Here is a 12,504-nt window from a genome sequence, read left to right on the forward strand (position 1 = left end):
CGTGTTGCCTCACGTCAAGATGCGCGCGTGGGGCTCATGGTTGCCTCATTTGAGGGTGCGCGCGTAGCGGCACGGGCGTTGGTTGTGGGTCCGGCTTTGCCGGAGGTCAGGGTGAGGAGTTGGTTGGTCAAAGCGTGGATCCGGCGCTGCGTGGCCGCGGGGTTGATCCGGCTCTGGGCTCTGGCCAGGCCCAGGATGCGGCCCTCGGTCATCGTTGGGTGATTGATCGCGCGGTGAAACGGGGTGGCCGCGGTGTCGTATTTCTTGGACACCTTGGCGCCGTCACGGACCTTGGATATCAGTTTCTGCTGCGGGTAGAAGTAGTTGGTCAGCTTGGACTGCAGCTGCCAGATCTCGTTGAGTAACAACAGTTCTGCGGCGGTGTCATAGCGGTGGTAGCCGACCACGGCGCGGACCACCGTCCAGTTCTTCTGCTCGACGTGACAGCCGTCGTTCTTGTTCGCCGGCCGCGCGCGGGTGAAGGTGATCTGGTGGCGTTGGCACCATTGCAGCAAGTAGACGTTGATGAATTCCGATCCGTTGTCGGAGTCCACCCCCAGGATCGGGAACGGCATCTTGTAGGCAATGTCGTTCAGTGCCGCCAGGACGCATTTGGCGGCTTTGCTGGGCACTGAGCGGTTCTCGGTCCAGCCGGTGGCGATGTCGGTGACCGTCAGCGTGAACGCGAACTGGCCAGCGGCGTTGCCGCCGTCGTGGGAGACGAGGTCGATCTCGACGAACCCGGGTCGGGCTTCGTCCCAGTCGGCCCAGGTGCGCACCGGAATCTGACTCTTGAGCAGCGATCCCGGCTTGGTAGCGGCACGCCCTTTGGTCTGGCGTTTACGCCGTTCGGGAGCCAGCCGACGATCGATGGTGGCCGCCGACATGGACACCAGCAGCGCCGCTGTGGGCTCGTCGATGACCAGCTCGCCGAAATGGCGCAGCACCGCCACCAATTCGTTCAACATCGGCGCCAGCCGCTTGCCAGCCGGCATTCCCAACACCCGCCAGCACACCGTCAGAGCTGCGATGACATCCGGCCCATACGTTGGTGGCCGCTGATGTCGCGCCGCTACCAGTTTGGGCTGCAGCGCCTTCGTGAGCGCCTTGCGGGCGTGGCCGCGATGCCAGCCCGTGGTGGCACACAATTCATCGAGAATCACGCCCTTGGTCCGTTTGTCCGCCTGCGAGTAGCGGATCGCGATCGTCTCGGTCACTGCCCTGCGCTCGGCCAATGTCAACCCCATCAATCGGGCCTACTGAGGTCATGGCTGACCGATCAGGTAGGCGCGCCGTACGCGCGCATCTCGAGTGAGGCAACGAAGACGCATTTCGGGGCCTTTCGCGCGCATTTCGGATGAGTCAACGCGNTCAATCGGGCCTACTGAGGTCATGGCTGACCGATCAGGTAGGCGCGCCGTACGCGCGCATCTCGAGTGAGGCAACGAAGACGCATTTCGGGGCCTTTCGCGCGCATTTCGGATGAGTCAACGCGCATTTCCCCGCGCCCCGATCCGCCATAGGATTCGAACATGCATTCGATCGAAGTTCCGGCCGAGGTGCGCGCGGCCCTGGACGCGCTGGACACCGCCGACGCGGCGATCCGCGCGCTGGACTTCGACGCCCTGCATCCCGTCGTCCGGCTTCGCGCGCTCGAACGGATGGAGGCCTCGCGGCGGCGGCAGATCGCGGTCAGTCACGACGTGATCGCCGGTTTGGCCGGCGAGGGCCCCGCCAACGTGGGCGGCCCGGTGCATAAGGTCATCGCCGACCGGCTGCGGATCAGTTACGCCGAGGCGTGCCGGCGGCTTCGGGAAGCCAAGCAGCTGTCGCCGCGCCTGACGCTGACCGGCCAGGAATTGCCACCGGAATTGCCGGCCACCGCCGGGGTGTGGCGCGAGGGCATGCTCGACGGGCAGCACCTGCGGGTGATCGAGAAGTTCGTTCGCGACCTTCCCGAGACGACGCCGGTCCGCGCGGTGGAAGAAGCGGAGCGGTTTCTTGCCCACCAGGCCACGCTGTTGCGGCCCGACCAGCTGGAAAAGGTCGCGCACCAGTGCGCGTTGCGCATCAACCCCGACGGGAAGTTCTCCGACGCCGACCGTGCCCGCCAGCGCGGCTTCACCTGGTGCGGCCAGCGGGCAGACGGGATGAGCCTCGGAAAGCTTTGGGCCTCACCGGAATTGCGCGCCAATCTGGACGCGTGGCTGGCCCGGTTCGCGGCCCCCGGCATGTGCAACCCGGACGACGAGGCCCCCTGCGTCGCCGGCGAACCCGACGAGGAGTCCGCCACCAAGGACTCGCGCACTCCCGCCCAGCGACAGCACGACGCACTCAACGCCCTGGTGCGCGGCCGGTTGGGTGATCCGAAGCTCGGTCTGCACAACGGCTTACCGGTCACGGTCATCGTGTCGACCACGCTGCGAGAGCTGACGACGGGCGCCGGCCGGGCGGTGACGGGCGGCGGGACGCTGCTGCGGATGCGCGACGTGATCCGCATGGCGCGTCACGCGTATCACTACCTGGCGGTGTTCGACGAGCACTCGAGTCGGCCGCTGTATCTCGGCCGGAGCCGCCGCGTCGCGTCGCCGGACCAGCGCGTGGTGCTCTACGCGAAAGACCGGGGCTGCACCCACCCCGGCTGCGACGCACCCGGCTATTGGTGCGAGGTGCATCATCTCAACGAGTGGGCGACGGGCGGCTTGACCGATGTCGACAACCTCACCTTCGCCTGCGGGCCGCATCACAAACTGATCGAAAATGGTTGGCGGACAAAGAAACTCGCAGACGGACGCACGGCGTGGATCCCGCCACCGCAGTGGGACCGCGGCGCGCGCACCAACGAATTTCACCATCCGGAGCGCGCTTTCGATGGCGAGGACCCGTGAGGTCCCTACTTCTTGAACCGCCCGGCGAAACCGCGCAGCGGCAGATCGGCGCTGGTGAGCAGCCCGGGCGGCGCGGCCACCACCGACCTGATCGCGGCGAGCGCGGGCATGCCGGTCACGGTCATGCCGATGGACGCGAAGTTGTCCGGGTTGGACAGGTCCACGCCGGGCTTGGGGAAGATCATGTGCTTGTTGTAGACGCACGGGTCACCCTTGATCTGGGTGATGTAGCAGCCCTTGACATTCCAGCTCGGGTCGGTGTGCGGGGTCATCTGCCATTCCAGGTGCGTCTCCACCCGCGGCACGCCGTCGACCATGCCCTGGTACTTGATGTAGTTGCCGCCCAACGACCCCTTGGGCAGCGTGTACCAGCCCAGGTCGACGTCCTTGGTGCACGCACCCAACTCATAGCTGAACGTGACCTCGTCGAGGGTCAGGTCGAAGCAGTCGGCCATCATGTACACGCTGTCGGCGAAGACGCGGGTGTACTTCTCCAGCTTGGCCGGGATCTCCGGATCGTCCACCGGTTGGCCGTATCCCACCTCGATCCAGGTGTCCTTGGAGTGGTGGCAGGACACGTCGACCGATTCGATGGTGGTGACGTTCTCGATCTCGGCGACGTCGGCCGAGCACACCACACCCAGGATCTGGTTCAGCCCCGGGTTCATGCCGGTGCCGTAGAACGTCGCGCCGCCCTTCGCGGCGGCCTCGGCCAGCAGCTGGGTCACCGGCTTGCCCGACGGGTGCGGGTGGTTTTTGTCGCGGTGCCAGCCGGTGATCCAGTCCGCGGTGGTGACGATGTCGATGCCCGCCTCGAGGACCTTGACGTAGAGGTCCTCGTCGGGAAACACGCCGTGGAAGGTCAGCACGTCCGGCTTGGCGGCGATGATCTCCTCGACGGTCCCGGTGAACTTCACCCCGTTGGGCGCCAGGCCGGCGAACTGTCCGGTGTCCTTGCCGATCTTCTCGGGCGAATAACAGTGCACGCCAATCAGTTCCAGATCGGGCTGGGTTGCGATCCGCCTGATCATCTCGGAGCCGACGTTGCCGCTTCCGACCTGGAAGACGCGAATCGGTGCTGTGCCCATTTGCCTAAGCCTCCTGCGCTGCGAACTCGGGATAGAACTGCTTGGCCCACTGGCGAATTGCCATGAAACCCTGATACTCGTCGGCGGCCAGCGCCGGCGGATCCGAATACCGCTGGTGCTGCCAGATTTCGATGTCCTGGGTGAACTGCCGGATCACCTCGCCCCCGAATTCGGCCGCCTTGCGCTGTGCGCGGGCCGCATCCTTGGCCGGCGTCCGCCCGATGTAGACCATGAACCGGACGTCGGAGGTGCGCTCGTCGACCGGGGTGATCGCCGAGATGGTGCGGTTGTCGATCATGCCCCAGCTCTTGGTCACCGCGATCCCCAGCCCGCCGTTGATGGCCTGCACACCGCTGTTGACGTCCTCGATCTTTTGGCCGTCGTCGCCCTCGAACGTGATGGTGAAGTCGACGTAGGACACCGGCTCGGCGAAGTCGTGCCGGGTGAACACCGGCACGATCGGGGTGTTGTGCACGAATTTGAAGTGCGCGAAGTCCACCCCGTTCTCCAGTACGTACTGCGGATGCATCTCCAGCGCCTGCCGGTACAGCCGCTGCTGCGGGTAGTAGTCGTCGGCGCTGCTGCCGTCGCCGAAAGCGGCGAACACGTCGGGCGGGTCGAAGTAGGGCTCGCGACGCTGCAGGTCATGCCAGATGTACACGGAGGCGTTGCGTTCCACCACCGGATAGGTGCGCATCCGCCGGCCGCGGTTGGGCCGATCCTGGTACGGGATGCACACGTTGCGGCCCTCGGCGCTCCACTGCCACCCGTGGAACGGGCACTGCAGCACCTCGCCGACGACCTTGCCGCCGTAGCCCAGGTGCGCGCCCAGGTGTTCGCAGTAGGCGTTCATCACCGTGAGCTGACCGGATTCGGCGCGCCAGGCGACCATCTCCTGGTCGAAGTACTTCATCTTGTGCACGTCGCCGACGCCGATCTCGTCGGACCAGGCGACCTGGAACCAGCCGGTCGGCTTCATCGACAACGGCGGCTTAGCCATCGTGCCCTCCCATCTGAGCTGCCCTCCCTCGGGTACGAATATTAGGCCGCCCCGCCGCCAAATCAAAGTACCCTCTATGAAACTCTGCGGGTGGATAAGTGCCGGCGGATAAGATCGACGAATGACCCGGCAGACCAGCGGGGCCGGGGTCGCCGGCCGGCGCCCCAACCGGCGGGGCCACGCGACTCGCGAAAGCATGCTGGAGGCCGCGCTGCGCTCGCTGGCCTCCGGCGAACCGGGTTCGGTGTCGGCCAATCGCATCGCCAAGGACATCGGCGCCACCTGGGGCGCGGTGCAGTACCAGTTCGGCGACACCGACGGCTTCTGGGCGGCCGTGCTGCACCGCACCGCCGAGCGGCGCGCCGCGACGTTCTCGTCGCTGTCCTCGCCGGTCTCGCCGGAGGCGCCGCTGCGCGAACGGGTCGGCGCCATCATCGAGACGCTCTACCGCGGCCTGGCGGCACCGGATTCCCGCGCGATCGAAAACCTGCGGGCGGCGCTGCCGCGCGACCCCGACGAGCTGGAGCGGCTGTACCCGCGCACCGCCGCCGAGCTGTTCTCCTGGGGCAAGAGCTGGCTCGAAACCTGCCAGCAGGCCTTCGCCGGGCTGGCCGTCGACCCCGACCGCGTCCGTGAGGTGGCCGCCCTGATCCCCGGCGCGATGCGCGGCCTGGTGTCGGAACGCCAGCTGGGCTCCTACGCCGACCTCGACATGGCGCGCCGGGGCCTGACCAACGCCCTGGCCGCCTACCTGGAGCAGTCCCGACCGTGACGACGCGCTCAGGCGTCGATGACCAGCCGCCCGCCGTCGGCGCGCGAGACGCAGACCAGCATGCCGTCCTGGCCCGGATCGGTGCGGCCACGGTGATCCACCTGCCCGGCAAGCACTTTCACCCGGCAGGTGCCGCAGAATCCTTGCCGGCACGAATACGGTGTCGTCGCGTCGCGGTCGAGCATGACGTCCAGCGCCGTCCGGTTCGCCGGCACGGCGAGCACTTGCCGTGATCGCGCCAGCTCCAGCTCGAACGGGACACCGTCGACGACCGGCGCCGGGCTGAACCGCTCGTAATGCAGTGGCGCGCCGGCATGTTCGTTGCGGGCGATCCAGACGGCCTCGAGCATGGCACTCGGCCCGCACACGTAGACGGCCGTCGCCGGGCCGGCCGCCGCCAGCAGCTCCGCCGCGGTGGGAAACCGGCCGTGCTCGTCGTCGGCCCACACCGTCACCCGCTGCGGGTCCACCGAAACCACCTCGTCGAGTAGCGGCATGTACTCGCGGCTGCGTCCGGTATAGATTGCGCGCCAATCGATTCCGCGCCCCGCGGCCACCCGGATCATCGGCAGGATGGGCGTCACCCCGATGCCGCCGATGACGAACAACACATCGTGTTCGGCGGTGCCCAGGTAGAACGCGTTGCGCGGGCCCTCGAACTCCACGGTGTCGCCCACGCCGAACGCCTCGTGCATCTCGATCGATCCACCGCCGCCGTCGGCGATGCGGCGCACCGCGATGCGGTACTCGCCGCGGTGCCCGGGCGGGCCGCACAGCGAGTACTGCCGGCGCCGGCCCGAGGGCAACAGCACGTCGATGTGCGCGCCCGGTGTCCAGGACGGCAGCAACCCGCCGTCGGGGTCGGCCAGGGTCAACGCGACGACGTCGGGGGCGGCGAACTCGCGTTTGGTCACCACCGCGGTCAGCTTGCGCTGCACGGGTTTCACCCGCGCCGGGTGCCACCGCGACACCGAGGCGAAGCCCTCGAACACCGCCCGCACGCCCCACAGCACCGCGGTGAAGCGATCGTGGTCGCGCCGGCCGTACAGGTCGGCCGGTCTGCTGGCCCAGATGCTCGGCGCGCGCGACGCGGCCCGGCGGATGCTCATGTCTGTCGAATGTCCCAGCGCGCCAACAGCCGGATCGCGCCGGGGCTGATCCGGCGCAGCGCGTAGCCGATCCGCGACTCGGCGGCGATCGGCACCACCGCCGGGCCGGTCTTGATCGCCTTGACGATCGCCTTGGCGGTGGCCTCGGGCGTGAAGTTGCGGCGCCGGTAGGCGGCGTCGGCCCTGTCCCGCGCCCGCTCCTGCTGCTGGGCGCTCATGCCGGCGTAGATGGTGCTCTTGGCGATGTTGGTGTTGACGAATCCGGGGCACACCGCGGTGACGGTGATGCCCTCGTCGGCGAAGTCGGCCCGCAGTGATTCGCTGAGCGCCAGCACCGCCGCCTTGGTGGTGCCGTAGGCCACCATCGACTTCGACGGCAGGTAGGCCGCCGCCGAGGCCACGTTGATGATCGTTCCGCCCTGGCCGCGCTCGACCATCTGTACCCCGAACGCCCTGCTGCCCCAGATGACGCCGCGGACGTTGACGCCCATGATGGCGTCCCAATTCGCCGGGCTGGTCTCCAGGAAACGCCCCGCCATGCCGATGCCGGCGTTGTTCACCAGGATGTCGACCACCCCGTGCTCGTTACGCACTTGGGCCGCAAGGTCGTTCATCGCGGCCTCGTCGCTGACGTCGACCTGGTAGACCGCGGCCCCGGCGCCCGCGGCGCGCACCGCGTCGGCGGTCTGGTCGGCGGCGGCCCGATCGCGGTCGACGATCACGACCTTGCGGGCGCCCTGACGGGCCAGTTCCACCGCCGTGGCCCTGCCGATCCCGGCGCCGGCCCCGGTGACCAGCGCGAGCCGGCCGCGGACCTCACGGCGCTCGCCGGGCAGCTCACGGCGCTCGCCGGTCAGCTGGGGTGCGACCGCGCCGGCGGACTGCAAATCGACCCATTCGGTGGTGAGCCGGGCGATGACGTCCGGGCGCGAGGTCACCACCCAGTGGCCACCCTCGATCTCGATCACCCTGGCGCGCTGGGGAATCGCGCCGGTGAACCGTTGCAGCGCGGGCGTGACGAAGACGTCCCGGCGCGGAACCAGGGTCTGCACCGGGACCGTCGTCTCGGGCAGCCGCGGTCCGGGCGCCAGCATCGGCGCGGGCATGTTCTGCCGGTACAGCTGCAGCCCGTTGAGGTAGTCCCGCAGCGACCGCTGGGTGTCCCGGCGTTGGCTCCGGGTGCTGGTGTGCCCGATACGCTCAAGGGCAGCAATGACTTTCACGCCGATCCCGGCGCGAAACGACAGTTCCGCCGCGCCCGGGCACAGGAAGAACCCGATGTAGCCCGAGGCGATCAGCTGCCGGACCACCCGGGCCACCGCCCGCGGGGTGCGCGCCGAACGCAGGAACGCCCCCGCGTAGTTCAGATGCGGACCCGAAATCGAGGTGAACGACGCCACCTTGTCCATGACCGACTCGCCCATGATCGCTTGGTCGGTGACGGCGGCCCAGGCCTGGATCGAACCCCAGTCGTGGGCCAGCAGGTGCACCCGCCCGACGCCCAGGCTGTCGATCACCGCACCCATGTCGCGGGCCAGCTGGGCGAACCCGTACCCGGAACGTGTTGCCGGACATGATGATTCACCGGCGCCGCGCACGTCGTAGGCAACGAAGTTGTACGGCGCGCCGGTCAGCTCGTCGGCCACCCCGTCCCAGACGTGATGGTTGTCGGGAAATCCGTGGATTGCCAGGATGGTTGGGCGCGCCGGGTCGATGTCGGTGTAGCGGTGCACCGCCAGGGTGACACCGTCGTCGGCGGTGATGGTCGACGTGACGGTCATCGGTCAGTGCGAGGCCCGGGCGGCGGGCGAGACGGCCAGGTAGTCCACGGCCCGCTGTAGCCCGCCGAGCTGCGAGGGGTGAAAGCCCGGCCGATAGTAGTTGGCGACCGCCCGAACGAACCGCAGCGGCCCGGGCACCAGTCCGCGCCACGCGGCCCGGAAGTAGTCCCGCCAGCGCGGTTTGGTGTGCGGCGGCAGATAGGGATCCCGCGAATACATGAACCGCACGCCGCGGATCCACAACAGCAACATGGCCGGCGTCACCACCAGCTGGGTGCGCACCTGCCGCCAGTAGCCGGCCCGCAGGTGCTTCATGGTGTCGAAGGCCACCGCCTTGTGTTCGACCTCTTCGGCGCCGTGCCAGCGCAGCATGTCCAGCATCACCGGATCGGTGCCGATCCGGTCGTGGGCCGGCGAGTCGAGAATCCACTCGCCGAGGATGGCGGTGTAGTGCTCGATGGCCGACACCAGGGAGATCTGCTCGAGCAGCCAGCTCTGCCGGCGGCGCGGGCTCCAATTGGGGCGGGGCCCCAGCAGCGTGCCGAACAGCCACTCGATCTGACCGGTGTAGGGGCGCAGGTCGATGCCCCGGGCGGCGAAGTGGGCCAGCACATTGGCGTGCGCCCGAGAGTGCACGCCCTCCTGCCCGATGAATCCCTGGACGTCCAGCCGCAGCTGATCGTCCCGGATCAGCGGCAACGCCTGCTTGAACACCTCGACGAAGAACTGCTCGCCGGCGGGCAGCAGCAGGTGCAGCACGTTGAGCACATGGGTGGCGAACGGCTCGCTGGGCACGTAGTGGAACGGCAGCTGCGCCCAGTCGAAGTCCACGTCGCGGGCCTCGAGAACCAGCCGCTCGTGGTCCACCGACGCGTCGTGCGGACCCGCCGCCTGGTTGTCGATGGTCACCAAGATGGCCCCCTACCTCGGCATTACCTTGGCATTACCTCAGCGTTGCGCCGTCGTCGGCGGCCGGTGACCCCGTCGCGCCGCGGGCGTCGCCCGGCACAAGCAGCGTCGCAAGTATAGGTCGGCGAACCCGGTATGCGAAACCGCCGGTACCGGGTTCTTTGGTGTCGATGAGGGCGCCGGCGACTACTCGGCCTCGGCGCGCTGCTTGAGCCGCTGCAGGGTGAGCCGGATGTGCTCGGCGTTGGCGCCCGCCCGATCGGTGACTCCGGTGGCCCTGCCGGCGACCTTGGCAAACCACCCAGGCCTGCGGTCCCAGGTGCTTTCGGTGACGTCGCAGCCGCCGTCGGTGCCGACGATGTCGTACTGCCAGCGCGCCACCGGAAAGACGGTGTGGCGCACGTCGAATGCGAAGCGGCGACCTGGTTCGGCGTCGGTGACGGTGCACTTGGTGCTCCAGCGCCGGCCGCCGTTTCGGTTGTGTCCGGTGAACACCGCGCCCGGGCGCGCCGCGTCGCCTTTGCGCCATTGCATCGCCACCGCCTCCTCGGCCAGCGACGCCAGGGTGGGCAGGTCGGTGATGAGCCGGTACACCACCTCGGGCCGGGCGTCGATGTGCACGGACGCAGAAACACTGGGGTCACTCATCGTCGGATCATATCCACCCGCTCTGTCCAGCGGGTATCCGTTTTCGGTCTGATTGCGGGCCCTCCGAAGTTTCTCCACACTTGAAAGGGAATCCGCGGACAAGGGGCGATCATGCGAGTCGGCGTACCGACCGAGACCAAGACCAACGAATTTCGCGTGGCCCTCACCCCCGCCGGCGTCGCCGAGTTGACCCGCCGCGGCCACGAGGTGCTGGTGCAAAGCGGCGCCGGCGAGGGGTCGTCGATCCCCGACTCCGAGTTCAAGGCGGCCGGCGCCCAACTGGCCGACACCGCCGAACAGGTCTGGGCCGACGCGGAGCTGCTGCTCAAGGTGAAGGAACCGGTGCCGGCCGAGTATGACCTGTTGCGGCGCAACCAGATTCTGTTCACCTTTCTGCATCTGGCCGCCTCGCGTGCCTGCACCGAGGCGCTGTTGAGCTCGGGCACGACGTCGATCGCCTACGAGACGGTGCAAACCGCGGACGGCACCCTGCCGTTGCTGGCCCCGATGAGCGAGGTGGCCGGCCGGCTGTCCGCTCAGGTGGGCGCCTACCACCTGATGCGCACCCACGGCGGTCGCGGCGTCCTGATGGGCGGGGTGCCGGGGGTCAAGCCCGCCGATGTCGTGGTGGTCGGGGCGGGCACGGCCGGCTACAACGCGGCCCGGGTCGCCGGCGGGATGGGAGCCATGGTCACGGTTCTCGACGTCAACATCAACAAGCTTCGGCTGCTCGACGCCGAGTTCGGCGGCCAGGTCCGCACCCGGTATTCGTCGGCCTACGACCTGGAGGGCACCGTCAAGCGCGCCGACCTGGTCATCGGCGCGGTGCTGCTGCCCGGCGCCAAGGCCCCCAACTTGATCTCGAATTCGCTTGTCGCGCAGATGAAGTCGGGCGCGGTGCTGGTGGACATCTCCATCGACCAGGGCGGTTGCTTCGAGGACTCCCGGCCGACCACGCACGACGACCCGACCTTCGCCGTGCACGACACGGTGTTCTACTGCGTGGCGAACATGCCCAGCGCGGTGCCCAAGACGTCGACGGTGGCGCTGACCAACGCCACCATGCCCTACGTGCTGGCCCTGGCCGACCGCGGCTGGCGTGCGGCGTGCCGCTCGGATCATGCTCTGGCCAAAGGGCTTTCGACACATGACGGTACGCTGCTGTCGCAGCAGGTGGCCGCCGACCTCGGTCTGCCGTGCACCGACCCGGCCGGCGTGCTGCAGCAGGACTAACCGGTGGCGGCCAGGCCGGCGATGATGTCGGCCGCGGGGCCGGCGCTGGCGTGCTTGAACGCCGCCCCCGCCCACAGCGGTATCCCGTTGGGGTCCTCGATGGCGGCGGCCGCCTCGACGATGGGTGTGGTCATCTGGTTCACCTCGGGATAGCCGAGCGGCGCCACGTGGTCGAGCATGCGGGTGAAGTCGTTCTCCAGCCCGCGTGCGTAGCGGCCCGAAAACGCCCGGGTGACAACGGTGGTGGCGAACAGCGGGTTCTTCAGGGCGGTGCGGTGCGCCGCATTGGTGCCGGCCTCGTCGGCGAGCAGCAGCGCGGTGCCGACCTGGGCGGCCACCGCGCCCCGGCGCAGCGCCGCGCCGACCTCGTCGGCGGTGCCGAGCCCGCCGGCGGCGATGATCGGGATGTCGTGGGTGTGCCGGATGCGGTCGATGAGCTGGTGCAGCGACTCGTTGGCCGGCTCCATGTCCGGAGCGAAGGTGCCGCGATGCCCGCCGGCCGCGGGACCCTGGACCACCAGGCTGTCCGCGCCGGCGGCGACGGCCACGCCCGCCTCGTAGGCCGACGTCACCGTGACCATCACCAGCAGGCCCAGCGCGCCCAGCCGCCGGATCACGTCGGGCGGCGGGACGCCGAAGGTGAACGACACCAGCTCGGGCCGGACGTCGGCGACCACCTCGAGCTTCTGCTCCCACCCGTCGTCGTCGCCGTAGCGCGGGTGGCCGACCTCCACCTGGTAGTGCTCGGCGATCTCTTCCAGTTCCGCCGCGTAGTAGTCCAGGGCCACCCAGTCGGCGACGCTGGGCTGGGGCACGAACAGGTTCACCCCGAGCGGGCCGGTGGTGGCCTTGCGCGCCGCGGCGATGTCGTCGGCGAATTGTTCGGCGCTGACGTAGCCGCCGGGGACGAAGCCGAGCCCGCCGGCGTTGGACACCGCCGCGGCCAACGCGGGGGTGCCGGGCCCGCCGGCCATCGGCGCGCCGACGATGGGCACCGTGATGTCCCAGAAGCCCAGCACCATTGGGTTACTCCGGCGACGGCGAGCGCCGGCACGGCGCGAGTAAGGAGGCGGACA

At 68.8% G+C, this 12,504-nt stretch carries 11 protein-coding genes; 3 read left to right on the forward strand and 8 right to left on the reverse strand.

Annotated elements, in window-relative coordinates:
* Positions 1 to 14 precede the first annotated feature (14 nt).
* Positions 15 to 1,247 (reverse strand): integrase catalytic domain-containing protein, encoded by a 1,233-nt coding sequence (locus tag H7I87_RS01145; RefSeq protein WP_033726865.1) that lies wholly within the window; start codon positions 1,245 to 1,247, stop codon positions 15 to 17.
* A 285-nt stretch (positions 1,248 to 1,532) separates the two neighbouring features.
* Between H7I87_RS01145 and H7I87_RS01150 the strand changes: the two genes are divergently transcribed.
* Entirely contained in the window at positions 1,533 to 2,888 is a 1,356-nt protein-coding gene (locus H7I87_RS01150; RefSeq protein ID WP_033727168.1) for an HNH endonuclease signature motif containing protein, read from the forward strand.
* A 5-nt stretch (positions 2,889 to 2,893) separates the two neighbouring features.
* Here H7I87_RS01150 and H7I87_RS01155 read toward each other — a convergent pair whose 3' ends face one another.
* Both H7I87_RS01155 and H7I87_RS01160 read right to left on the reverse strand, forming a co-directional pair.
* A complete protein-coding gene (locus tag H7I87_RS01155) occupies positions 2,894 to 3,976 on the reverse strand; it encodes an NAD(P)H-dependent amine dehydrogenase family protein (protein ID WP_011725602.1) in 1,083 nt (360 codons plus the stop codon).
* Positions 3,977 to 3,980: 4 nt separating this feature from the next.
* Positions 3,981 to 4,976 (reverse strand): aromatic ring-hydroxylating dioxygenase subunit alpha, encoded by a 996-nt coding sequence (locus H7I87_RS01160; RefSeq protein ID WP_011725603.1) that lies wholly within the window; start codon positions 4,974 to 4,976, stop codon positions 3,981 to 3,983.
* Between the two features lie 121 nt (positions 4,977 to 5,097).
* Here H7I87_RS01160 and H7I87_RS01165 point away from each other — a divergent pair, with 121 nt between their 5' ends.
* On the forward strand, positions 5,098 to 5,748 hold the full coding sequence (locus H7I87_RS01165; protein WP_003875173.1) for a TetR/AcrR family transcriptional regulator: 651 nt from the start codon (positions 5,098 to 5,100) through the stop codon (positions 5,746 to 5,748).
* 8 nt (positions 5,749 to 5,756) lie between these two features.
* Here the strand turns inward: H7I87_RS01165 and H7I87_RS01170 are convergent, their stop codons facing one another.
* The 4 genes from H7I87_RS01170 to H7I87_RS01185 form a co-directional block, all read right to left on the reverse strand.
* Positions 5,757 to 6,857, reverse strand: a complete 1,101-nt coding sequence (locus H7I87_RS01170; RefSeq protein WP_011725606.1) for a PDR/VanB family oxidoreductase — start codon at positions 6,855 to 6,857, stop codon at positions 5,757 to 5,759.
* The gene (locus H7I87_RS01175; RefSeq protein WP_033727169.1) at positions 6,854 to 8,638 is read right to left on the reverse strand and encodes an SDR family oxidoreductase; all 1,785 of its coding nucleotides are present in this window, start codon (positions 8,636 to 8,638) and stop codon (positions 6,854 to 6,856) included. Before H7I87_RS01175 ends, H7I87_RS01170 begins: the two co-directional genes overlap by 4 nt.
* Before the next feature lie 3 nt (positions 8,639 to 8,641).
* Positions 8,642 to 9,553, reverse strand: coding sequence for a metal-dependent hydrolase (locus H7I87_RS01180; RefSeq protein ID WP_224111662.1), 912 nt, complete (start codon positions 9,551 to 9,553; stop codon positions 8,642 to 8,644).
* Between the two features lie 180 nt (positions 9,554 to 9,733).
* A complete protein-coding gene (locus H7I87_RS01185) occupies positions 9,734 to 10,195 on the reverse strand; it encodes an SRPBCC family protein (protein ID WP_011725609.1) in 462 nt (153 codons plus the stop codon).
* Between the two features lie 111 nt (positions 10,196 to 10,306).
* Here H7I87_RS01185 and ald point away from each other — a divergent pair, with 111 nt between their 5' ends.
* Positions 10,307 to 11,428 (forward strand): alanine dehydrogenase, encoded by a 1,122-nt coding sequence (gene ald / locus H7I87_RS01190; protein WP_024637889.1) that lies wholly within the window; start codon positions 10,307 to 10,309, stop codon positions 11,426 to 11,428.
* Here the strand turns inward: ald and H7I87_RS01195 are convergent.
* Complete coding sequence (locus H7I87_RS01195; RefSeq protein ID WP_023861123.1) at positions 11,425 to 12,450, reverse strand: nitronate monooxygenase; 1,026 nt, start codon at positions 12,448 to 12,450, stop codon at positions 11,425 to 11,427. The genes ald and H7I87_RS01195 overlap by 4 nt on opposite strands.
* Positions 12,451 to 12,504 lie beyond the last annotated feature (54 nt).

Origin of the sequence: Mycobacterium timonense, from assembly GCF_025821985.1 — a bacterium.
GTDB lineage: Bacteria > Actinomycetota > Actinomycetes > Mycobacteriales > Mycobacteriaceae > Mycobacterium > Mycobacterium avium.